19 protein-coding genes are annotated in these 23,218 nt (G+C 71.9%); 10 read left to right on the forward strand and 9 right to left on the reverse strand.

What is annotated here, in order from left to right:
* Nucleotides 1-81: 81 nt before the first annotated feature.
* The 7 genes from CXH06_RS01645 to CXH06_RS01675 form a co-directional block, all read right to left on the reverse strand.
* Nucleotides 82-402 carry a DUF3870 domain-containing protein gene (locus CXH06_RS01645; RefSeq protein ID WP_114853398.1) on the reverse strand — a complete coding sequence of 107 codons (321 nt, stop codon included), beginning with the start codon at nt 400-402 and terminating at the stop codon, nt 82-84.
* A 30-nt stretch (nt 403-432) separates the two neighbouring features.
* Nucleotides 433-1,080, reverse strand: a complete 648-nt coding sequence (locus CXH06_RS01650; protein ID WP_114853399.1) for a hypothetical protein — start codon at nt 1,078-1,080, stop codon at nt 433-435.
* 108 nt (nt 1,081-1,188) lie between these two features.
* A complete protein-coding gene (locus CXH06_RS01655) occupies nt 1,189-2,667 on the reverse strand; it encodes an NAD-dependent succinate-semialdehyde dehydrogenase (protein ID WP_114853400.1) in 1,479 nt (492 codons plus the stop codon).
* 51 nt (nt 2,668-2,718) lie between these two features.
* Complete coding sequence (locus tag CXH06_RS01660; RefSeq protein WP_114853401.1) at nt 2,719-4,563, reverse strand: glycoside hydrolase family 15 protein; 1,845 nt, start codon at nt 4,561-4,563, stop codon at nt 2,719-2,721.
* Nucleotides 4,564-4,629: 66 nt separating this feature from the next.
* The gene (locus CXH06_RS01665; protein ID WP_114853402.1) at nt 4,630-5,862 is read right to left on the reverse strand and encodes a glutaminase; all 1,233 of its coding nucleotides are present in this window, start codon (nt 5,860-5,862) and stop codon (nt 4,630-4,632) included.
* A 68-nt stretch (nt 5,863-5,930) separates the two neighbouring features.
* On the reverse strand, nt 5,931-6,293 hold the full coding sequence (locus CXH06_RS01670; RefSeq protein ID WP_114853403.1) for a GNAT family N-acetyltransferase: 363 nt from the start codon (nt 6,291-6,293) through the stop codon (nt 5,931-5,933).
* Nucleotides 6,294-6,361: 68 nt separating this feature from the next.
* A complete protein-coding gene (locus tag CXH06_RS01675) occupies nt 6,362-6,820 on the reverse strand; it encodes a carboxymuconolactone decarboxylase family protein (RefSeq protein WP_114853404.1) in 459 nt (152 codons plus the stop codon).
* 73 nt (nt 6,821-6,893) lie between these two features.
* On the opposite strand from CXH06_RS01675, the gene CXH06_RS01680 reads away from it, so the two are divergent.
* Nucleotides 6,894-7,139 (forward strand): hypothetical protein, encoded by a 246-nt coding sequence (locus tag CXH06_RS01680; RefSeq protein WP_114853405.1) that lies wholly within the window; start codon nt 6,894-6,896, stop codon nt 7,137-7,139.
* Nucleotides 7,140-7,179: 40 nt separating this feature from the next.
* On the opposite strand, the gene CXH06_RS01685 is transcribed toward CXH06_RS01680, so the two are convergent.
* Complete coding sequence (locus CXH06_RS01685; protein WP_114853406.1) at nt 7,180-8,712, reverse strand: S10 family peptidase; 1,533 nt, start codon at nt 8,710-8,712, stop codon at nt 7,180-7,182.
* Nucleotides 8,713-9,222: 510 nt separating this feature from the next.
* On the opposite strand from CXH06_RS01685, the gene CXH06_RS01690 reads away from it, so the two are divergent.
* The 6 genes from CXH06_RS01690 (at nt 9,223) to CXH06_RS01715 (ending at nt 18,325) form a co-directional block, all read left to right on the forward strand.
* Nucleotides 9,223-10,554, forward strand: a complete 1,332-nt coding sequence (locus CXH06_RS01690) for an ABC transporter substrate-binding protein (protein WP_114853407.1) — start codon at nt 9,223-9,225, stop codon at nt 10,552-10,554.
* Nucleotides 10,551-11,435 carry a carbohydrate ABC transporter permease gene (locus CXH06_RS01695; protein ID WP_114853408.1) on the forward strand — a complete coding sequence of 295 codons (885 nt, stop codon included), beginning with the start codon at nt 10,551-10,553 and terminating at the stop codon, nt 11,433-11,435. Before CXH06_RS01690 ends, CXH06_RS01695 begins: the two co-directional genes overlap by 4 nt.
* Nucleotides 11,432-12,388: a carbohydrate ABC transporter permease gene (locus CXH06_RS01700; RefSeq protein WP_114853409.1), complete on the forward strand. Its 957-nt coding sequence runs from the start codon at nt 11,432-11,434 to the stop codon at nt 12,386-12,388. The genes CXH06_RS01695 and CXH06_RS01700 overlap by 4 nt, the downstream gene beginning before the upstream one ends.
* A gap of 416 nt (nt 12,389-12,804) precedes the next feature.
* Nucleotides 12,805-14,160 (forward strand): serpin family protein, encoded by a 1,356-nt coding sequence (locus CXH06_RS01705; protein ID WP_114853410.1) that lies wholly within the window; start codon nt 12,805-12,807, stop codon nt 14,158-14,160.
* Between the two features lie 104 nt (nt 14,161-14,264).
* A complete protein-coding gene (locus CXH06_RS01710) occupies nt 14,265-16,274 on the forward strand; it encodes a beta-galactosidase (protein WP_114853411.1) in 2,010 nt (669 codons plus the stop codon).
* Between the two features lie 140 nt (nt 16,275-16,414).
* The gene (locus CXH06_RS01715; protein WP_114853412.1) at nt 16,415-18,325 is read left to right on the forward strand and encodes a beta-galactosidase family protein; all 1,911 of its coding nucleotides are present in this window, start codon (nt 16,415-16,417) and stop codon (nt 18,323-18,325) included.
* Nucleotides 18,326-18,355: 30 nt separating this feature from the next.
* Here the strand turns inward: CXH06_RS01715 and CXH06_RS01720 are convergent, their stop codons facing one another.
* Nucleotides 18,356-18,586 (reverse strand): hypothetical protein, encoded by a 231-nt coding sequence (locus CXH06_RS01720; RefSeq protein WP_114853413.1) that lies wholly within the window; start codon nt 18,584-18,586, stop codon nt 18,356-18,358.
* Between the two features lie 346 nt (nt 18,587-18,932).
* Here CXH06_RS01720 and CXH06_RS01725 point away from each other — a divergent pair, with 346 nt between their 5' ends.
* The 3 genes from CXH06_RS01725 (at nt 18,933) to CXH06_RS01735 (ending at nt 23,184) form a co-directional block, all read left to right on the forward strand.
* Nucleotides 18,933-20,195: a M60 family metallopeptidase gene (locus CXH06_RS01725; RefSeq protein WP_198683987.1), complete on the forward strand. Its 1,263-nt coding sequence runs from the start codon at nt 18,933-18,935 to the stop codon at nt 20,193-20,195.
* Nucleotides 20,196-20,259: 64 nt separating this feature from the next.
* Nucleotides 20,260-21,555 (forward strand): ROK family transcriptional regulator, encoded by a 1,296-nt coding sequence (locus CXH06_RS01730; protein ID WP_114853415.1) that lies wholly within the window; start codon nt 20,260-20,262, stop codon nt 21,553-21,555.
* 213 nt (nt 21,556-21,768) lie between these two features.
* Nucleotides 21,769-23,184: a phosphoglucomutase/phosphomannomutase family protein gene (locus tag CXH06_RS01735; RefSeq protein WP_114853416.1), complete on the forward strand. Its 1,416-nt coding sequence runs from the start codon at nt 21,769-21,771 to the stop codon at nt 23,182-23,184.
* Nucleotides 23,185-23,218: the final 34 nt, after the last annotated feature.

Genomic DNA, 23,218 nt, shown 5'->3' on the forward strand with positions numbered 1-23,218 from the left:
CCTCGGGCGAGGCGCGATCACGGTGCTTCCGTCGGGATCCGGTTCGGTGAGGTTCCGGGCGGGCGGCAGCGGGTGGCGGGGTCAGCCGACGGAGCCGGCCGCCAGGTCGCGGTACTTCACGGCGGCGCTGCGCACCGAGGCGGCGAGCGCGCGCTGCGAGGATCCGTGATACCTGTCGGTGATCGTCTCCACCAGCGCGTCATCCTCGAGGAGCGAACGGCCCACCAGCAGCTCGCGCACGAACTCCGTCGTGAGGGCGAGCGTGGCCGTGCAGTCCGCGGCGCGGATGACGTGCGACTCAGTATCGACGACGAGGCCCACGAAGAAAAGTCCCCACTGCTCCGTGATCGGATTGTTGCTCGGAGCCTTGGACTCGCCGGTGAGGTAGATGGTGGTGCCCATGGGGGAAGCTTATGCGGCGGTCGGCCGCGGTCAGCTGCAGGTGATGCGCGGGAGCTCGTAGTAGTGATCGTCCTGCGACGTCTCGGTGCCCTCGCGGGAGGGCATGACGAAGAGGAACTCGAGGGGGACGGTGCCGGTGGCGGTGGCCGTATAGCTGATGCTCTGCTCCGCCCAACTGCCGTCCATGGGGATCTGCGTCCCCGGGTAGACCTCGGAGCGCGTGGTGTAGGTGGCCTGCGTCATGCCGTCGACCGAGAGGGTGCTGTAGGAGGCCTGCGACACCGCGGGGTTGTTGCTGCCGTACGTGCCGCGGGCGAAGAAGTCGAAGGTGTAGGTCGTTCCGGCGACCACATCGAGCTGGGTGGTCCAGCGCACCTCGGCGTCGAGGCCGGAGTTGTTCGCCGTGTTGTTCTCGGTCTGCACGGTGATAACGTCGCGCGTGGAGCCCTGCACCGTCGCGGGGCCGATCGAGGTCTGTCCCGTGACGGCGTACTCGTTCTGGGACAACGTCCACTGGTCGGGGGCGTCGATGCTGGGGCAGGTGACCGGGGATGCTGCGACGGCCGGCGCTGCAACGGCGGTGGCGAGGACGGGCACCGCCCAGGTCGCGCCCTTGACGAGGGCACGACGCGTGGAGATGCCCGATGTGGACCTGTCGGTGCGATCGATGCTGTTCATCCGTACCTCTCAAGCAGACCTCGCGGAGTCACCACTCGTCCGTCGTCGCACCGGGCCGACCCCTCCGGCGCCCGGCGCTCGTGTGGGCCAGGATACCGCCCTGGGTGCTCACAGCGGCAGGCGGAGGTAGGTCGTCTCGAGGTACGCCGCGAGCCCCTCGTGGGAGCCCTCGCGGCCCAGGCCCGACTCCTTGACCCCGCCGAAGGGGGCCGCCGGATCCGAGGCGACGCCGAGGTTGATCGCCACCATCCCGGACTCGAGCCGGCTCGCGGCCTCGGTCACCTCCCCGAGATCCTCGCCCATCGCGTACGCCATGAGACCGAACTCGGTGTCGTTGGCCGCGGCGATCATCTCCTCGACCTCATCCAACACGATGATCGGTGCGACGGGCCCGAAGATCTCCTCGCGGTTCACACGGGCCTCGCGGGGCACGTCGCCCAGGACCGTCGGCGCATGGAAGAAGCCCTCGCGCTCCAGCCGGCCACCGCCGGTGAGAACCGTCGCCCCGCACGCGACGGCATCGGCCACGAGCTCCTCGACCTTCGCGATCCCGTCCTCGTCGATCAGCGGGCCGAGGGTGGTGCCCTCCTCGATGCCGGGGCCCACCACCAGCTTCTCGGTCTCCTCGACGAGGCGACGCGTGAACTCCTCGGCGCGGGAGGCATGGACGTAGAAGCGGTTCGCCGCGGTGCAGGCCTCGCCGTTGTTGCGGTACTTCCCGAGCATCGCCGCGGTGACCGCGACCTCCACGTCCGCCGAGGGCAGGACCAGGAAGGGGGCGTTGCCGCCCAGCTCCATCGAGGTGGCCAGCACGTGCTCGGAGGCCTGGGAGAGCAGCACCCGGCCCACGGCGGTGGAGCCGGTGAAGGACACCTTCCGCAGCCGCGGATCGGCCATCAGCGTGGAGCTCAGGCCCTTGGAGTCCGAGGTGACCACGCAGCTGACCACCCCGGCGGGCACCCCCGCCTCGGCGAGGATCTCCATCAGCAGCAGCGAGGTCAGCGGCGTCTTCTGCGCGGGCTTGAGGACCACCGTGCAGCCGGCCGCCAGGGCCGGGCCGATCTTCCGGGCCCCCATCGAGAGCGGGAAGTTCCAGGGGGTGATCAGCAGGCTGGGGCCGACGGGCCGGGGCACGGCGAGGATCGCGGCGTCCGCGGCCGGGGCGTGCCGGGCGAGGCCGGGGGCGCGCACCGCCTCCTCGCCGAACCAGCGCAGGAACTCCGCGCCGTAGGTGACCTCTCCGTACGCCTCCGCGAGCGGCTTGCCCATCTCGAGGGTCATCGCGAGGGCGAGGTCGTCCCTCCGCTCGTGGCACAGCGCGAAGGCGCGGCGCAGGATCTCGGCGCGCTCGCGCGGGAGCGTCGCGGCCCAGTCCGCCTGCGCGGCGTCCGCGGCATCGAGCGCCCGGGCGCCGACGGCGGCGGCGTCGGCGTCGACCACGCGGGTCAGCTCCCGCCCGGTCGCGGGGTCGAGGACCGGGAGCGACGGGGTGCCTCCGAGGAAGCCGCCGTCGACGAAGGAGCTGCGCGGGACGCGCTCCAGCAGGTCGGCGATGCGGGCAGGGGTGATCTCGGGCAGCTCGGGCATGGCTCCTCCTCCGTCGTCGGATTCGCGTCCAGTCTGCACCCGCGGGCCGCGTCAGGGAGCGGACCGCGCCTCCGCCAGGGCGTCGACCGCCCGGACCAGCCCCAGGTGGCTGAACGCCTGAGGGAAGTTCCCGGCCATCCGCCCGCTGCTCCCGTCGTACTCCTCCGCCAGCAGGTGCAGGTCGTTCGCGCTCTCGAGCAGCTGGTCCATGAGCACCGCGGCCTCCTCGACGCGGCCGCTCGCGGCGTACTGCTCGACCAGCCAGAAGCAGCAGACCAGAAAGGGGTGCTCATCGCCCGGCAGCCCGTCCTGGCCCTTCGTGCGGTATCGCAGGATGAGGCCGTCGGGCCCACGCAGGTCCTGCTCGATCCGGGCGACGGTGGCGAGCATCCGGGGGTCGCGGGCCGGCAGGAATCCGGTGTGCGGGATCTGCAGCAGGGAGGCATCCACCTCCCGGGAACCGTAGGTCTGGGTGAAGGAGCCGTCCTCGTCGACGCCGCGGGCGAGGATCTCCTCGCGCATCTGCTCGCGGAGTCGGCGCCAGAGCGCGAGCTCCTCCGCGGTGGCCGGGAGCCCGTGCTCCTCGGCCCCGCGCAGCGCCCGGTCGAAGGTCGCCCACACCATCACGCGGCCGTGGGTGAAGAAGGCCGGTTCGCCGCGCATCTCCCAGATCCCGTGGTCGGGGACGTCCAGGCGGTGGATCGTGTAGCGGACCAGGGCCTTCTGCAGCGACCAGGACCAGGAGCCGTCCTCGAGGCCCGCCTCGCGCATCATCGACAGCGCGATCATCACCTCGCCCACCACATCGGCCTGGTACTGGGCCGCGGCGGCGTTGCCGACCCGCACCGGCAGCGAGCCCTCGTAGCCGGGCAGATGCGGCAGCTCCCGCTCGGGCAGCGTCCGTTCGCCGGTGATCGTGTACATGATCTGCAGCTGCTCGGGGTCCCCGGCGATCGCGCGCAGCAGCCAGTCCCGCCAGGAGGAGGCGGCCTCGACGTGCCCGTGGGAGAGCAGCGCCTCGAGCGAGAGCGCCGCGTCGCGCAGCCAGCAGAAGCGGTAGTCCCAGTTGCGCACCCCGCCGAAGTCCTCGGGCAGGCTGGTGGTGGGCGCGGCGACGATCCCGCCGGTGTGCCGGTGGGTGAGGGACTTCAGCACCAGCAGGGAGCGTCGGAGCGGCTCGGCGTGCTCGGCCGGGACGGCGGGGGCCTCCGCCTTCCCCAGCCAGTGGGACCAGCTCGCGACGGTGCGCTCGAGCTCCTGCTCCGCATCGCGGCCCCGGGGCACCTCGAGCCAGGACGGGAACCAGGTCAGCACCCAGTGGGCGGTCTCGTCCGCGCGGAGCCGATGGCGCCCCCGATGGGCACGGACGTCGGCCGACGCGCTCAGCGCCGGGCCGTGCAGCACGAGCCCGTCGCCGCCCGCCACGGCGATGAGGACCTCGGCGCCGTCGGGGTCCTCGCCGCGTCGCACCCAGGGCACGACGCTGCCGTACTCGAAGCGGACCCGCAGCTCCTGCACCACCTCGATCTCGCCTCCGGTGCAGGTCACCGAGCGGACCAGGTCCGCGTGGTCCTCGCCGTCGCCGCGCAGCGACGGCGCATCGTCGTGATCCGGCGCGATCGGCATGAACTCGGTGACGGTCGCGGTGCCGGTGGGGGAGCGCCACAGCGTCTCGAGCACCATCGTCGAGGGCAGGTAGCGGCGCGAGAGCACCTCGCCGTCGGCGATCCTCAGCGACCAGTGCCCGTGCGACTCGTCCCCCAGCAGGGAGCAGAACATGGCCCCGGAGTCGAACCGGGGCAGGCACAGCCAGTCGACGTCACCCTCCCGGGTCACGAGCGCGGCGGCGCGCTGGTCAGAGAGCAGGGCATGGTCCTCGATGAGTGCACCGGGCATGGCCCCAGTCCATCATGCCGGCGCCGGCTCCGGGGGCAGATCGACGGCGACGAGTGCCAGGGGTCCTCAGAGGAGCTCGGGGGAGCTGCCGTCCCCGAGGTCCGGATCGGGCAGCACCGCCCGGGGATCGCGCAGGGCCACGGACCGCTCCTCGAGGCGGAGGCGCCGCAGGCCCTCCAGGGTCATCCGCCGGCCGACGTCGGTGAAGGAGTGCACGGCGGAGACGTCCAGCTCCACCGTGCTCGTCCTCGCGCTCCCCGCCATCAGGTCCAGCAGCTCCGCCGCGGCGGTGAACTGCACGATGCCCTGCGCGGAGAGGACCAGACGGTCGCCCTCCGTGCGGGCGGAGACGGAGTCCGGGGGCCCCTGACCGGCGGCGAACAGATGCATGCCCATGTCGCGGGAGAGACGAGCGAAGACCGCACCGCCGCGGTGGCTGTTGCCGACGGCGTCCAACCGCGGGGAGAACACGCCGATCCCCACCTGGTCGGGCAGCACCCCCACCATGCCGCCGGCCACCCCGCTCTTCGCGGGGATCCCGATCCGGCTGAGCCAGTCGCCGGCGGCGTCGTACATCCCGGCGGCCGCCATCACGGCCATCACCTGGCGGGCGACGTCGGGGGTCATCACCTGCTCCCCGGTGAGCGGCTGGCGACCTCCGGTGGCGAGCGTCGCCGACATCATCGACAGGTCGCGCACGTCCACCAGGATCGAGCACTGGCGGGTGTAGCCCTCGACCACCGCGTGGGGGTCCCCGTCGAGCACGCCGTAGGTGCGCAGCATGTGTGCGATCGCGAGGTTCCGATCGGCCTCCTCGAGCTCGGAGGCGCAGACCGTCTCGTCGACCTGCAGCGGCCGGCCCGCGAGGCGGGAGAAGAGGTCCAGCACCCTCTCGACGCGGGCCTCCGGGGCGGCGTCGGGCCCCACCAGCAGGCCGTGCGTCGCGATGGCGCCCGCGTTGATCATCGGGTTCCGGGGACGGTGCGTGTCCCCCTCGAGCGAGAGCTCGTCGAACGCCTCCCCGCTGGGCTCGACGCCGACGGACCCCAGCACCGTCTCCGGCCCGCGGTCGAGGAGGGCGGCGGCGTAGGCGAAGGGCTTGGAGATCGACTGGATCGAGAACTCCACGGCGGCATCGCCCGCCGCGTAGGTCGCGCCGGTGGTCGAGGTGACCGCGGCCCCGAACAGATCGGGATCCGCCGCCGCGAGCTCCGGGATGTACTGGGCGGTGCTGCCCGCGGTGTCGCCGCGGAGGTCCTCCAGGACCTCGTCGAGGTAGTCGAGGATCGGTGTCCGCATGGTGCCGCCTGTCGTCTCGGGGACCGGGTCGTGGGATCGGGCGATCAGTGTGGGCGGAGGGGTCCCGCTCAGCGCAGCGCCTCGAGGTGCTGCGGGCGGACGGGGTCCAGGGAGTCGTCGAACTCGTGGTGGGTGGAGACCCATTTCTTCACGTAGGGGCACACCGCCACGATCCGCCGACCGGCCGCGACGCTGTCCTCCAGCGCGCGACGGGTCAGGGTGCCGGCCAGGCCGCGACCGCCGAACTCGTCGAACACGACCGTGTGGTGGAAGATCCGCTGTGCGGTGCCGGTGACGTCGTCGAGATCGTGGTACACCGAGAAGCCGGCGTGGCGGCCCTCGGCGTGGATCTCGAAGCGGTGCTGCTCGGGAGCGTCGCGGACCTGGACGTCCTGGTTCTCCGGGGTGGGGGCGGGGTGCTGATCGGTCATCGCGGGTGTCCTCCGAGGAGTCGTCGGGCGGGATGGGCGGGCGGGACCTGCGGGCCGCTCGGCGGCGGTCAGGACGGGTCCGGCACCGGGTGGTGGGAGGCGATCGACAGGCGGTTGTAGGTGTTCATCAGGATCGCCGCCCACTCCAGGACGGCGAACGCCTCCTCCCCGAGCACGTCACGGGCCAGCATCAGGTCGCGGTCGCGCACGGCGGGCTCGGGCAGGAGCGTGAGCGTCTCGCCGAGCAGGAGGGCGGCGCGCTCGACCGCGTCGAAGGAGGGGGAGTCGCGCCAGACCGGCAGCTGCGCCAGCCGGTCCTGCGCGACGCCGGCCCGGAGTGCCTTGCGCGAATGCACGTGAAGGCAGAAGGCGCAGCCGTTGAGCTGGGAGATGCGGAGGTTCATGAGCTCGGTCGTGGACCGGGCGACCCCGGCCCGGCCCGCCGCCTCGCCGATGCCGGCCGCCACCTGGCCCAGCTGCTGCCAGGCCTGAGGATGGGAGCGGTCGAGGAACGGCAGCGAGCTCATACCGGTCAGAGTAGGGGGTCGTCCCCGCGCGTGGTGCGGATCGGCACCGGTCGCTGACCGGACGCCCGTCACGGTGCAATCTTCCGGCACGCACGGCATCGTCGCCATCGGCGGCATCAGCACCGTCGCCCACGAGAGCGCCATGGACCGGATGGTCGGCGCGGGCGCGCGCCCCGTCACCGCGATCTCCTTCGGTGGGGAGCTGATGCGGAACTGGGCGCGCGAGGACGCCGACCGTCTGCGGGAGATCATGCGCTGGTACTTCCCGCGCAAGCACGAGCTCGACGTCGCCGAGGGGATCGTCCCGGGCCTCCGCTGAGCCGGAGTCCGCCGCCGGTGGGACGGGCAGGGGACGGGTCTCAGTCCTGCGCCGGAGCGTCTGCCTCCGCGCCCGCCACGAACTCCGCCAGGTGCTGCGAGAGGGCGAGGCGACTGGGCTCGTGGCAGTACATCATGTGCCCCGCCTCGTAGTACTCGATGCGCAGCCGCTCCGCGTAGTCCTCGCGCGGGATCGCGAGCTGCGCGAGGACGTGCTCGCTGGCGTGGAAGGGCGTCGCGGCGTCGTGGTACCCGTGGGAGACCAGCACCCGGGTGTGCGGGGACTTCCGCAGCAGGCGCGAGAGGTCCGAGGCGACCTCGACGGAGCGGTTCTCGAAGTCGCCGTAGCTCCACGGATGCACCCGGCCGGACATGATCTCGTAGACCACGTCGGAGGAGAACTCCAGCTCGGTGCGCAGGTACTGGTTGATCGTCGCGGTGTAGGACGGCGCGAGCTGATCGATCGAGGGGTCGGTCTCCATGCGCGGCGCATTGCCGTTCCCGGCCGGAGCCGTGAAGCGCCCGTCGATGCGGCCGGCCAGCATCCCCTCCTCCCGCAGCAGCTCGGCGAGGAAGGCCTGGTGCTCCACGCGCAGGTCCGCCCGCTCCACCCAGCCCGGATCCACCCCGATGAGGGCGCCGATCCGTGCCGCGGCCTCCGCGCGCTGCTCCGGGGACAGCCGCAGGCCCGCCGCGAGCAGCGCGGGGTACTCCTGCTCCGCGAAGGCCTCGGCCTCGTCGACCACGTCCTGCAGCAGGCGGTCTTCGTGGCGGCCGTGCGCGTGGGCGATCGCGGCGTAGGTGGGCAGGTAGTGAACGTAGGGGCGGTCGTTGCCCGCGTCGAAGCGGATGGTGCCGAAGTCCAGCACCGGCGAGATCAGGGCGAGGCCGGCGACGGCCACGTAGTAGCGGTCCATGAGGCGCGCGGCGACGGCGGCGGCGCGGGTGGTGCCGTAGGACTCGCCCGCGAGGTGGATCGGGGAGGTCCAGCGCTGGTTCCGGGTCAGCCAGTCCACGACGAAGGACGCCATGAGGTCGCGGTCCGCGGCCAGGCCGTGATGCCGATCGGGCTTCTGCCCGGGCGCCGGACGCGAGTAGCCGGTGGTCATCGCATCGACCACCACGAGATCGGCGTGACGCAGGATCGTCTCGTGGTTGTCCAGCAGCCGGTGCGGGGGAGCGGCCGGCGCGCCGGCGTCCCCGGAGTCCACCCGGCGCGGGCCCAGCAGCCCCAGGTGGAGCCACACGGTCGAGGCACCCGGACCGCCGTTGAAGGCGAACACCACCGGACGCGCCGCGTCCCGGCCGCCGGCGACGTAGGAGACCGAGAACAGCTCGGCCACGGCGCTGGCGCGGTCGTACTCCTCGCCCTCGGGCTCCTCCCGGATCACCACGGTGCCGGCGGTCGCCGTGTAGTCGAGCGGTCCCTCCGGCAGGGACAGCGAGTGCAACGTGGTGACCAGGGAGTCCGTCGGCTTCGCCGGGCCCGAGGTGCCCTCCGGCGTCTCCGGGGCGGGCGTCTCCGGGGCGGGCGCCCCCGGGGTTGCTGCGGGCGAGGTCTGCTCGGCGTTCACTCGTGCTCCTTCGCGTCGGGGGCGTCGGCTCCGATGCTACGTGGGGCGGGGCTCCGGCCGTCGTGACGGCGCGCTCGCCGCGGCCCGTCGGCGGATCGCTCTCCACATGGTTCGAGCGGAAGCACAGGGCGATGATGGCGATCACCGTCGGAATGCGGCCAGGCAGGCCGATATGCACGTTGCGTGGCCGTATCCCGACGGTGATCGCCACGGGCCCTGATTCGTCCCGTACAGCTCACCCCGGAGGCAGGCCGCCTCGGTCCGCTCTCGTCGGCGAGCAGGCGGCGCGCCGTTCCCGCCGGCAGGTCCCCGCGGTCGGCCTCGTGACCCGTCGGCGCCGGCCGTCCTCCGTCCGGGCCCGTCGGCCCGCACCGCGAGCGAGATCACGAGGGAGAGGATCGCCACAAACGCAGGCGTGCGTGGCCCGGGCTCTCCCGGGCTCAGCAGTAGCCTCACAGCCCGTCCAGCCCGGACACCGACCTCGATGACGAGAAGAGGAGCTCCTTCCCCATGAGCAGATTCACGCGGCGCTCAGCGCTCGCCGGATCAGGTGCGGCGCTGGCCGCCGGGTTGGCCGCGTGCGGGCCGCCCAGCCCCGGCAGCGTCAACGCCGACCCCACGATCCCGGCCGATGACGGCCCGGTCACCCTGACCTACTGGGCCTGGCTCAAGGACCTCCAGAAGGTCGCGGACGTCTACAACGCCTCCCAGGACCGGATCCGCGTGGAGACCACCTGGATCCCCGGCGGCAACTCCGGCGGCTACGCGAAGATCCTCTCCGCGGTCGCCGCCGGCGGCGGGCCGGACATCGCCCAGGTCGAGCTGCGCCAGGTCCCCGAGTTCGCGCTCGCCGGCGCGCTCGTGGATCTCACCCGCTACGGCTTCGCCGAGCGCGAGAGCCTGTTCGACCCCGGCGCCGTCGCCCAGGTGAAGGTGGGCGACTCCTACTGGGCCGTCCCCCAGGACACCGGCCCCGTCGCCACCTTCTACAACCGTGAGGTGCTCGAGGGCGAGCTGGGGCTCGAGGCCCCGGCCACCTGGGAGGACTTCCACGAGGTCGCGGGCATCGTCTCCGAGGCCGGCAAATCACTGATCAGCCTCGACCCCAGCGACGGCTCCCACCCCATCGCCTGGGTCATGCAGTCCGGCGCCCAGTGGTTCCGTCCCGAGGGCGACGGCTGGATCGTGGACATGACCGGCGACGCCTCGATGCGGGTCGCCGAGTTCTGGGACGGGATCTTCGCCGAGGGGATCATCGGCACCGGCTACGGCTCCTACACGACTCCCTGGTACGCGGCGGCGGCCGACGGCAACGTGCTCGCCTCCATCTCCGGCTCCTGGTCCGACGCGCTGAACGAGACCGTGCCCGGCGGTGAGGGCAAGTGGGCCGTCGCCCCCATGCCCACCTGGCCGGACGGCTACGCCTCGGGTGCGCACGGCGGCTCCTCCGCCGCGGTGCTGTCCACCTCCCAGCACCCGGCGGAGGCGCTCGAGTTCCTCACCTGGATGTGCACCGACCCCGTCGGCGTCGACGCGATGATCGAGTACTCCGGCATCGGCTGGTCCCCTGCCGCCGACTACATCGGCGAGGTCCGCGAGCAGCCCTCGGACTTCTTCTCCGGGCAGAACTACAACGAGGAGGTCATCGTGCCGATGGCCCAAGGTCAGAACCTCGACTGGACCTGGGCCCCGCTCATGCAGCGCATCCAGGCCATGATCGGCGACGGCATGACCACCGCCGTCAACGGCGAGATCCCGCTGGCGGACATGTTCGCCGAGACGCAGACCGAGATCGTCTCGATCATGCAGGACATGGGACTGAACGCGGAGGAGGCACGATGAGGTCCAAGAGCGCACCCTGGATCCTGCTGGCACCGTTCCTGCTGCTGTTCACCACCACCATGGTGGTGCCGATCGTCATGGCGATCGGCTACAGCTTCACCAAGGTCGAGCGATCCGGCCTGCTGGGCGAGTCCGGCATGCAGAACGTCTTCGCCGGCCTCGACAACTACATCGCGGCGCTGACGAACGTGAACTTCGTCGAGTCGATCGGCCGCATGATCATCTTCGGCCTGGTGCAGGTGACGGTCATGATCGTGGCCGCCACGGCCCTTGCGCTGCTGCTCGAGACGGCGTCCGCGAAGTGGCCGGCGTTCTTCCGCGCCACCTACTTCCTGCCCTACGGGATCCCCGGCGTGATCGCCACGATCCTGTGGTCGTTCCTCTACATCCCCGGGCTCAGCCCCATCGTGGACGTGCTGTCGCTGGTGGGCATCGACATCGACTTCCTGGCGCCGGAGATGGTGCTGTGGTCGATCGCGAACATCGTGACCTGGACGTACACCGGCTACAACATGCTCATCATCATCGCCCAGCTGAAGGCGATCCCCGGTGAGCTCTACGAGGCCGCCCGGCTCGACGGCGCCGGCTCCTGGCGGGTGGCGCGCTCGATCCAGCTGCCGCTCATCCGCCCGGCCCTGATGCTGACGATCATCTTCTCGATCATCGGCACCCTGCAGCTGTTCGCCGAGCCGCGGCTGCTGCAGACCATGAGCTCCGGGATCACCTCGGAGTACACCCCGAACATGTCCGCCTACGCCTACGCCTTCCAGTACAACGACATCGGCATGGCCGCCGCCCAGGCCGTGATCATCGCGATCTCCGCCTTCCTCCTCTCGGCCGTCGCCCTGGGCATCAACTCGTGGATGGAGAAGCGCCGATGAGCCCCACCGACACCGCCCCCGCCGGCGACGCGCGCCCCACCGGGCGCCGCCGCGCCGGAGGTCCGCCCGCCGCCCCGCGCAGCGACGACCGCTCCGGTCTGCGCTCCGCGGGCCGCAAGCCCACCACCACCATCCTGGTCACCGCGATCCTCGTGATCGTCGCGATGTACTTCCTGGTGCCGGTGTACTGGGTGGTCATCAACGCCACCAAGTCCACCGAGGACCTGTTCGGCACCAGCGGCTTCTGGTTCGGGGAGAGCTTCCAGCTCTTCGAGAACCTGAGAGCCGTGCTCACCGCGAACAACGGCATCTTCCCGCGCTGGGCCCTGAACTCGGTGATCTACTCGGGCATCGGCTCCGTGGTGGCCACCTACTTCGCGGTCGCCGCGGGCTATGCCCTGGCCAAGTACCGCTTCCCCGGCCGGCGCGTGGTGTACGCCTTCGTCCTCGGCGGCGTGCTGGTGCCCGGCACCGCCGTCGCGCTGCCGCTGTTCTTCCTGTTCAGCTCGATCGGCCTGACCAACACCTACTGGGCGGTGCTGATCCCGCAGCTGGTGAGCCCCTTCGGGCTGTTCCTGTCCTCGATCTACGCGAGCGCCGCGGTGCCCGACGAGCTGCTCGAGGCCGGCCGCATCGACGGCCTGGGGGAGATGGGACTGTTCCACCGACTCGCCCTGCCCCAGCTGGTGCCGGCGATCGTCACCGTGGTGCTGTTCCAGTTCGTCGCGATCTGGAACAACTACTTCCTGCCGCTGGTGATGCTCGCGGACGAGAAGCTGTACCCGATCACGCTGGGCCTGGACAACTGGCGCGCCCAGACCGACCGGCTGCCCGAGTTCTACCAGCTCACCGTGGGCGGCGCCCTGCTCTCGGTGATCCCGCTGGCGATCCTCATCCTGGTGCTGCAGCGCTTCTGGCGCGGCGGCCTCACCGAGGGCTCGATCAAGGGCTGAGTCCGGGCGGCGGGGCGGGATTCGTCGGGGATCCCGGATCACGTGCTCACCGGGCGTCCGGGCCGCCAGGTCCGGCGTCCCGGGTGCCTGACCCGTCGGATGCCCGGGCCCGTCCCTCGTGGCCGCCCTCCCCGGCACCGTCTCCGCCCTCACTGCAGGTCACTTCACCGTGGAATCCCACCCGGATTCCACGGTGAAGTGACCTACATCGTGGCGCGTGGCGCGGAGGCCGCGACGGATCCGCGCCGCCTCCGCCCGTCACCGGGCCCGCTCTCGCTGCAGGCAGGTTCACCGTGGAACACCGCTCGAGTTCCACGGTGAACCTACCTGCATCAGGGCGCGGAAGCCCGGGACCGGGACCGATCTGCAACGCGGCATCCCTTGTTCGGGGCCCGGCCGGGGGCTGTGATGGATCCATGCCCACGACCACACTCCGATCCGGTGCCGCGCCCCGCTCCGCCGTCCCGCGCCGCTCAGTGCTGACCGCCGGGGCCTCGGTCCCGCTCGCCGCAGCTGGGCTCGCGGCCTGCACCGACGGCGAGAACCCGGAGCCGGCCGAGGAGCCGGATCTCGCCGCTGAGGTGCCCCGGGCCGAGCCCGGCCCCATCGAGGGCGCAGGCTCCCTCGCGGTCCCGTTCACCGCGCGGCTGCTGGGCGCCGTGAATCGCTCCGCCGTCAACGTGGTCTGCTCACCGCTGTCCGCGCAGATCGCCCTGACCATGGCCGGGCTCGGCGCGGCAGGGGACACCCGCGCGCAGATGGAGGACGTGCTCGGCGGGACCGTCGAGGACCTGGCCCAGCACGCCAACACCCTCTCCGCGGTGCTCGCCGGCGTCGGGGACGAGGAGCGGGAGGAGCCCGACGAGGACGCCCCCGAACCACCCGTCGCCTCCCTGGTCAATGGCACCTGGCTGCAGGAGGGCCTGGAGGTGGAGGAGGCGTACCTCGAGGGCCTGGCCACCTTCTTCGGCAGCGGTGTCCGCACCATCGACTTCGAGGACGACGCCGCCCGGGAGGAGGGCCGCGAGGCCATCAACACGTGGGTCGCGGACTCCACCGCGGACCTCATCGAGGAGCTCGTCCCCGAGGGCGTGCTGCGCGCGGTCACCCGCCTGGTCCTCGTCAACGCCCTGCACCTGAAGGCGGCATGGCCCCAGGAGCTGACGCCGGTCGACGGCACCTTCACCACCGCGGCCGGGGAGGAGGTCGCCGTCCCGATGCTCAGCGGTATCACGCACCGCTGGTACGAGGACGAGCTGTGCCGCGCCACCGCGCTGAACACCTACGGCGACGATCTCGCCCTCGCTGTCGTCCAGCCCGCCGCGGACGTCGGCACGGTGCTCGACGCCTGGGCGCAGAGCGCCGAGGACCCCGCGGCCGGGCTCGGCGCCCTCCTCGCGGGGCTCTCCGCGACCGGCAGCACCACACAGCTCACCCTGCCCGGCGTCGACATCGGCTGGAATGCGGAGTTGAACGAGCTGCTGCAGGGACTCGGGATGACCGACGCGTTCACCGGCGAGGCCGACTTCTCCGGGATCACCGAGCAGATCGACCTGGTCATCTCGTCCGTGCTGCAGAAGGCCGTGCTCACCGTCGACCAGGAGGGGATGGAGGCCGCGGCGGCGACTGCCGTGGCGGTGAACGCGGTCTCGGGGGTGATCGGCGAGCACGAGCTGGTCCTCGATGCCCCGTTCCTCGTGGTCGCCTTCGAGACCTCGACGCTCGCCCCGCTGGTGGTGGGTTGGGTGGGGGACCCCACGCAGACGCGATAGCGCGCCGTGCCCCGCGCGCCGCCCCCGGCCTCGCCCCGCCCCCGCCCGGCTCCCGACTACCCTGTGGGGAAGCGATTCCCGCGCGTTCTCACGATGGAGGAGACATGACTGCATCCCGCCCCTGGCCCGTCGGCGTCGAAGGGATCGTCTACGGCGGCGACTACAACCCGGAGCAGTGGCCGCGGGAGGTGCGCCTCGAGGACGTGGAGCTCATGCGCGAGGCCGGGGTGAACCTGGTCAGCGTCGCGATCTTCGCCTGGGCGACCCTCGAGCCGCGCGAGGGCGAGTACGACTTCGCCTGGCTCGACGAGGTCATGGACCGCCTGGGGGAGGCCGGCATCAAGGTCGCGCTCGCCACCGCCACCGCCTCCCCGCCGCCGTGGCTGACCCGCCACCACCCCGAGATCCTTCCCGTCACCGAGGACGGCACGGTGCTGGGACAGGGCGGCCGCCAGTCCTATGCGGTCTCCTCGCCCCTGTTCCGCGAGTACGCGCTGCGGATGACGCGCGTGATGGCCGAGCGCTACGGCGAGCATCCCGCGCTTGCGCTGTGGCACGTGGACAACGAGCTGGGCTGCCACGTCCCGCACGACTACTCCGATCATGCCGCCGTCGCCTTCCGCACCTGGCTCGAGCGCCGCTACGGCACCATCGAGGCGCTCAACGAGGCCTGGGGCACCGCCTTCTGGTCCCAGCGCTACGACACCTTCCACGAGATCCTCCCGCCGCGGGCGGCGCCCACCTACCCCAATCCCTCCCAGCAGCTCGACTTCGCCCGCTTCTCCAGCGACGAGCTGCTCACCCACTACCGCGCGCTGCGGGACGTGCTGCGCGAGGTCACCCCGCAGATCCCCACCACCACCAACCTCATGCTCTCGAGCGCGACGAAGTGGATGGACTACTTCTCCTGGGCGGATGACCTGGACCTGGTCGCCAACGACCACTACCTGATCGCCGCCGATCCCCGCGGCCAGATCGAGCTCGCCATGGCCGCGGACCTCGCGCGCGGCGTCGCCGGCGGCGACCCGTGGATCCTCATGGAGCACTCCACCTCCGCGGTGAACTGGCAGCCGCGCAACCGCGCCAAGGGCCCCGGGGAGATGCTGCGCAACTCGCTCTCGCACGTCGCCCGCGGGGCCGACGGGATCATGTTCTTCCAGTGGCGCCAGTCGAAGGCCGGCGCCGAGAAGTTCCACTCGGCGATGGTGCCCCACGGCGGGCGCGACACCGACGTCTGGCAGAACACGGTCGCGCTGGGTCGGACGCTCGAGGCGCTCGCCCCGGTGCACGGCAGCCGCGTCCTGAGCCGCGTGGCGATCGTGGTCGACTATCCCTCCTGGTGGGGCAGTGAGCTGGATTCCCACCCCACCCAGTCCCTGCGCTACAACGAGGAGCTGCTGCGCTGGTACACGGCGTTCTGGGACCTCGGCATCGGCGTGGACATGGTCCCGGTGGACGCCGATCTCAGCGGCTACGAGCTGATCCTCGCGCCCACTCTGTACACCGTGCGCGACGAGGATGCCGAGCGCCTGGCCGCGGCCGCCCGCGACGGCGCCCAGGTGGTCATCACCTTCTTCTCCGGCATCGTCGACGAGAACGACCATGTGCGCCTCGGCGGCTACCCCGGGGCGTTCCGGGACCTGCTGGAGGTGCGCACCGAGGAGTTCTACGCGCTGCAGGAGGACGAGGTCCGCCATCTCGACGACGGCAGCCCCGCGGACCTCTGGAGCGAGAAGACGCATCTCGAGGGCGCGGAGGCGGTCCGCACCTGGGCCGACGGGCCGCTGCGCGGCTGGCCCGCGGTCACCCGCGCCGTGACCGGGGAGGGCGCCGCCTGGTACGTCGCGACGCGTCCCTCGGCCGAGGCCCTGGAGTCCCTGGTCGAGGAGATCGCCGCCGCGGCGGGGGTGGAGCCGTCCGTGCCGGGTCTGCACCGCGACGTCGAGGCCGTGCGCCGCTTCGCCGAGGATGGCACCACCTACCTGTTCGTCCTGAACCACTCCGATCGCGACCAGGTGGTGCAGGTCAGCGGCCAGGAGCTGCTCAGCGGCACCGACGCCGGCGGCGCCTTCACCGTCCATGCCGGCGCCGCCGCCGTGATCCGCGAGAGCTGAGCCCGCCGGAACCGCGCTCCGCGGTGTGCTCTCGGACGGCGCACCGCGGCGCGCGCCGTCGAACCGCGGTGTGCCGTCGGGCCGCGGATCGGCCCCCCGCGGAGCGCGCCCGTCACCGCCACCCCGAGAGGACCTCACCCATGACCGCCCTGCTGACTCCCACCCCGGACGGCTTCCTCCGTGCCGGCGAGCCCCACCTCGTGATCTCCGGGGCGCTCCACTACTTCCGCGTGCACCCCGAGCAGTGGCGCGACCGCCTGCGCCGCCTGGTGGTGATGGGCTGCAACACCGTGGAGACCTATGTGGCCTGGAACGTCCACCAGCCGTCCCCGGAGACGGTCGACTTCACCGGCATTGCGGACCTGGGCCGCTTCCTCGACCTCGCCGCGGAGGAGGGGCTGGATGCGATCGTGCGCCCGGGGCCGTACATCTGCGCAGAGTGGGAGAACGGCGGCTTCCCCGGCTGGATCCTCGCCGATCGCAGCCTCCGCCTGCGCAACCGCAACCCGGCCTACCTCCGGCTCGTGGACGCCTGGTTCGACCAGCTCATCCCGGTCATCGCCGAGCGCCAGGCCGGCCGCGGCGGCACCGTGGTGATGGTGCAGGTGGAGAACGAGTACGGCAGCTACGGCGATGACACGGCCTATCTCGCGCACCTGCGCGACGGGCTGATCGCGCGCGGGATCGAGGAGCTGCTGGTGACCTCCGACGGTCCGGGGCGGCAGTGGCTGACCGGCGGCACCGTCGAGGGCGCGCTGGGGACGGTGAACTTCGGCTCTCGCACCCTCGAGGTGCTCGCGATGGCCCGGGAGGAGCTGCCCGATCAGCCGCAGATGTGCATGGAGTTCTGGAACGGCTGGTTCGACCACTGGGGCGAGGAGCATCACGAGCGGACCGGCGAGCACGCTGCCTCCGAGCTCGCGGACATGCTGAGCCGCCGCATGAGCGTGAACGTCTACATGGCCCACGGCGGCACCAACTTCGGCCTGCGCGCCGGCGCCAATCACGACGGGGCCCTGCAGCCCACCACCACCAGCTACGACTACGACGCGCCGATCGCGGAGAACGGCGCACTCACGCCCAAGTTCCGCGCCTTCCGCGAGGTCATCGCCCGCCACCGCGACCTGCCCCCGCTCGCGGAGCATCTCGACGCGCTGGGCCTGGAGGCGGTGCCCACGACCCTGCCCGCGGAGGAGCTCTCGATCGAGAGGACCCTCGCGCTGCGCGGCACCGAGCGGTTCACCCGACGCGCACCGGTGCACCCCGTGCCGCCCTCCTTCGAGGAGGTGGGTCTGGAGCGCGGGCTGCTGCGCCTGAGCCGGGAGATCGAGATCGCCGTCGACGTGCGCGGGGGCCGGACCGAGATCGCCCCGTTGAAGCTCTATGACCTGCACGATCGAGCCTGGGCCTATGTCGACGGGGTGTACGTGGGCGCCGTCGGCGTGGTGGGGAACGAGCAGTGCGAGACCGACCCGGCCACGATCGAGCTGAGCGGCTTTGCCGACCGTCTGCTGCCGGGCGGCGGCCGACGGACCGTGCGCGTGGATCTGCTGGTCGAGAATCTGGGCCGCGTGAACTTCGGACCGCGGCTGGGGGAGCGCAAGGGCATCCTCGGCGGCGTCTGGCAGAGCGTCCGCTTCCTCAACGGCTGGGAGGTCGATCCCTGGCCGCTCGAGGACATGGGCGCCGAGCTCGCGCAGCTCCTCGCCGAGGCCCCGGCGCCGGCGGCGCAGGATGGACGGGCGGTGGAGGCCGCCGAATCAGGCACCGCCACGGTTCTCGATGATGCGCTGCCGGTTCTGGTCGGCTCCTCCTTCGCGGCCGACGGGCCGCAGGACACCTTTCTCGATGTCTCCGGGGCCGGGCACGGCGTCGTCTACGTGAACGGCTACTGCGTGGGGCGCTACTGGAACATCGGTCCCCAGCAGTCGCTCTACGTCCCCGCACCGCTGGTGCGCGCGGGCCGCAACGAGGTGCTGCTGCTGGACCTCGAGAAGCAGCCGGATCGTCTCGCGCTCGCCACGGGGCACCGCTTCGGCGGTGCTGCGTAGGGGAGGCCCCGTCGGACGTGCCGGCCGGCGTCAGCCCGTGCCGTCGTCGCCGGCTCGGAACGACAGTCCCTGCTCGGCGAGCGCCGCTGCCAGGAGCCGAATGGCCTTGGGGCCCACGCCGTGGAGGGCGAGGAGCTCCTTCTCCGTGCAGGTGCTGACCTTCGCGAGCGAGTCGATCCCCGCGGACTGCAGCTCCCGCGGGGCAGTCTTCCCCAGCTCGTTCGGCAGGTCGCCGACGGGTCGGACGTCTGGTGTGCTCATGGCGTCGCCTCCTGCGGAGCAGTCTGGCAGGAAGCCGGGCGGAGTTCCAGAGGGCTCCGGACGACCCCCTCGAGTCATCGGATGTCTTGGTTGTGCTTCAGGTCACTCCGGCTTAGGGTGAAGGCGACCCACGAGAAGAAGAGGCGGCTGATCGACGATGATCGAGCAAAACCATTCACACCCCGCGGAGCCCGGACATGCTGGGGCGAGGAGCGCCGAGGGCGGCGGTCCACCGTCGGTGACCCGGCGAGGGCTGCTCCGGGGAGCGGCCGCGGTTACCGGGGTCGGGCTCGCGGGGGCCGCGATCGCCCCGGCTCTGGCGGCGAGCCGTCCGACCCCTGCGCGGATGCAGACCGTGCAGGCCTTCCCGCGAGCCCGGGAGGTCGGCGACACCCGCACCTATCAGGCGCTCTCGGCCAGCGACCTGAACCCGAGCGGCTTCTACCTGGCGCCGGACACCGCGCTGACGATCGCGGTCAAGGAGGCCACGGCGGAGGAGAACCTCCTGGTGGTGGGGGCGCCGGATGCCGAGAACGATCCGGACCAGCGCACGCCGCGGGAGTACCCGCTGCGCGAGGGCGAGAACACCGTGAACGACCCCTACGGCGGCCCGGTGTACTGGAAGGTCATCGGGGAGGGTGGGCAGCTGCGGGCGCGCCTCGGGCAGGCGGCTCAGCACATGCCCTACTACCTCCACGGCCGCACCACGGAGGCGGAGTTCCAGGAGCAGCTCGACGCTCGGCCCACCCCCTATGTCGAGATGGTCAGCGACCATGCCCTGGTCACGCTGCAGCGCTCGGCCGCGCTGCGATTCCGCGAGGAGGACCATGTCGCGCTGCTCGACACGCTCGAGCAGGTCATCGCCATCGAGGACGACATCGCGGGGCTCGACGGCTCCTCGCCCCTGCATGCCCGCCTCGACCACCGGTTCCACCTCGTCACCCGCGCCGCCAGCATCGAGGGCATCGGCGCGTACGCGACCCACGGCCACACCCTCTACCCGGAGCCGATCCAGGACCGTCTCCTCGAGGTCAGCACGCTGCGCCTGAACGGCTGGGGCGTCTACCACGAGCTCGGCCATCAGCATCAGCAGACCCCCTACAAGCCCACCGCCCTCACCGAGTCGACGGTCAACTGGTACTCCCTCGCGGTGAACCGGGAGTTCGCGATCCAGTACGGGCAGCCGCCCCGCCTGCACGTGCCCGAGAGCAACGGCCAGACGGTCTGGGAGAGTGCGATCCCCAAGGTCGGCACCCCCGGGGTCGACTTCCTCGAGAGCTTCTCCGTGATGGAGCACCTCGTGATGTACGAGCAGCTCCGCCTGGCCTACGGCCTGCAGTTCTTCCGGGACGTGCATCGGCTGGTCCGGGAGGAGAAGCCCGACTCCGGGCACTACGGCGACAACGACCACCGGCTCGCGATGCTCGTGCTGTATTTCTCGAAAGCGGCGCAGCGCGATCTGCGCGGGTACACCTCGGCATGGGGGATCCGCTACGGCGAGGAGTTCGACGCGATGATCGATGCCCTCGGCCTGCCCGAGCCGGAGCAGGACCTCACCGCGATCCGCGACGAGGAGGGCGCCGAGCGCCTGGCCGAGCTCCGGGGCTGAGCGGGAGCGGGGACGGGCGGCGCCCACGCGGAGGGTGCCGCCCGCTCCCGTCTACGATGCCCCCATGACGTCGCTGAGCTGGTCCACGCCGGCGCCCGGGGGTGGGAGGCGTCCCCAGGGGGCGCCGATGGGTCACGCCGCGATGCGCTCGGCCAACATGAGCCTCCTGCTGCGGGTCCTGCGGTCGCGGGGCGGCAGCTCGAGGGCGGCGCTCGCCCAGGAGACCGGGCTCTCGAAGGCCGCGGTGACGACCTTGGTGGGAGAGCTGGCCGAGCGCGGGCTGGTCCAGGAGGGCCGGGTCGAGCGGCGCGGCACCGTCGGGCGGCCGGGCACGGAGGTGCGCCTGGACGGGCGGCGCGTGGCCGGGGTTGGGGTCGAGCTCAACGTCGACTACCTCGCCGTGTGCCTCCGGGACCTCGCCGGCGAGGTGCGCTTCACCTCGTCGATCCCGATGCCCTCGCAGGCGGGCCCCGGCCCGGACGGGGCGCGGAGCCATCCCCCCGCGCTGGTCATCGACCGGGCGGCGCGGCAGGTCCAGGAGGCCCTTGACGTCGCCGCGGCCGAGTCCCTGTGGATCGCCGGGATCACCGTCGCTCCGCCCGGCCCGATCGACTACGCGGCGTCGACCGTGCGTTTCGCCTCCACCCTGGGGTGGGAGGCGGTGCCCCTCGGCGAGGAGCTCGCGCGGCGCCTGGGCCCGGATCACCCGGAGCTCGCCCTCGAGAACGACGCGAAGCTCTCGGCGCTCGCCGAGGCGCCGCGACTGGCGCAGCGCGGCATCGAGGACCTGGTCTATCTCACCGGCGACAACGGTGTGGGCGCGGGCATCATCGCCGAGGGTCGGCTGATCCGCGGCTGGTCCGGCTTCTCCGGCGAGGTGGGGCACATCGGCGTGGAGCCGGGCGGGGAGCCGTGCCGCTGCGGCCGCCGCGGCTGCTGGGAGACCCTGGTCGGTCTCGACCGCGTCCTGGCCGTCCTGGACCCGCAGGATCCGGCCCTCTCCGCACTGGTCCCGATGCAGGAGCGGCTCGCGCGGCTGCGCACGCTGCTGGAGGAGGGCGATCCGCGTCTCCTGCAGCGCTTCTCCGCCCTCGCGGAGGACCTGGTGCGCGGCGCCGGGGTCCTGATGGACGTGCTGAATCCCCGGGCGCTCGTGCTCGGGGGGTACTTCGGGTACTTCGCGGACGTCCTGGTCGGCCCGGTGCAGGCGGCGCTCGATGCGCGGCTGCTGGCCGACGGGGGCCGGGTCGAGGTGAGCGGGTCCTCGCACGGGCTGTTCGCGGCGGCCGTCGGGGGAGCCGCGGTCGCGGTCGAGAGAGTGCTCGAGAACCCGATGCTCGCGCCGACGGTCCCTCGCTGAGCGCGTGTCGTCGGCGGGCGCCGGAGTCCGCGGAACCCGACGCCGGCGACGGCCGGGCGCGGCGCCGCCGCACAGCCCTTCGCTCCGAAGAGCATCGCGACCCCTTGACAGCCGGTGCCTCGTTGCCTAGTTTGTTCGCATTGTGAACGTATATCGGGCGCGGGCGATGCGGCCACGGGTCACGATGCCTCCGCCACGGACGAAGGAGCGACCATGATCAGGTTCGGCACCGGTGGCTGGCGAGCCATCATCGGCGACGAGTTCACCCGGGAGAACGTCCGGCTCCTCGCGCAGGGGCTCGCGGACCGCATGCACGCCGAGGGCGTCGTCGAACGCGGGCTGGTGATCAGCTACGACCGCCGCTTCCTCTCCGACGTCGCCGCCTGGTGGGCGATCGAGGTGCTCGCCGGCAACGACGTCCCGGTCACCGTCATCACCCGTCCCGTGCCCACCCCGATGTGCATGTGGACGGTGCAGCAGAAGGGGAGCGCGTACGGCATCGCGGTCACCGCCTCCCACAACCCCGCCCTGTACAACGGGCTGAAGATCTTCACCGAGGGCGGCCGGGACGCCGAGCTCGAGGTCACCGACGAGCTCTCCGCGCACGTGGCGACCCTCGAGGCCGCCGACGTCCGCTCCGTGCCCCCGCACGAGGTGCGCGCCAGCGAGTTCGTCACCGAGCAGGCCTCCATCAACTGGTACCTCGACGCGATCATCGCCCAGCTCGACCTCGAGACCATCCGCCACGCCCACCTGAGCATCGTGCTGGACCCGATGTTCGGCGTCTCCCAGACCAGCCTGCAGACGATCCTCGTCAGCGCCCGCTGTCAGGTCGAGGTGATCAACGCCCGCCACGATCCGCTGTTCGGCGGCCGCATGCCCTCGCCGGCGGAGGGGAGCCTCGCCCCGCTGCGCCAGGCGGTCCTCGACCAGGGCGCGGACCTCGGCATCGCCACCGACGGCGACGCGGACCGGCTCGGCATCATCGACGACCGGGGCGACTACCTCAGTCCGAACCAGGTGCTGGTGCTGCTGTACGAGTACCTGCTGGCGGAGAAGGGCTGGACCGGGCCGGTGGTGCGCAACCTCTCGACGACGCACCTGCTGGACCGGGTCGCCGCCGCCCATGGGGAGACCTGCCACGAGGTGCCCGTCGGCTTCAAGTGGATCAGCGCGAAGATGGCGGAGACCGACGCCGTCATCGGCGGCGAGTCCTCCGGCGGCCTCACCGTGCGCGGGCACATCCCCGGCAAGGACGGCATCCAGGCCGCCGGGCTGCTGGTGGAGATGGTCGCCCGCTCCGGCAAGAAGCTCTCCCAGCTGTACGCGGAGCTCGTGGACCGGCACGGCGCGCTGGTGATGGAGGAGGCGGCCTACGGGTACACCCCCGCACGGCGGGAGGAGCTGCAGCGTCGGCTCTTCGTCGAGCACGAGCTGCCGGCCTTCGAGCGCGGGATCGACCGGATCTCCTGGGAGGACGGCTGCAAGGTCTACTTCACGGACGATGCGTGGCTGACCATCCGCTTCTCCGGCACCGAGCCGGTGATCCGCGTGTTCTCCGAGGCGGGGACCGCCGCGGCGGCCCAGGAGCTCTCCCGCACCGTCGCCGAGCACTTCGGGCTCGGCTGAGCCGAGGCGAGAGCTCCTCCCCGCCTGGTCCGTG

Source organism: Brachybacterium sp. YJGR34 (genome assembly GCF_003347015.1).
Lineage (GTDB): Bacteria > Actinomycetota > Actinomycetes > Actinomycetales > Dermabacteraceae > Brachybacterium.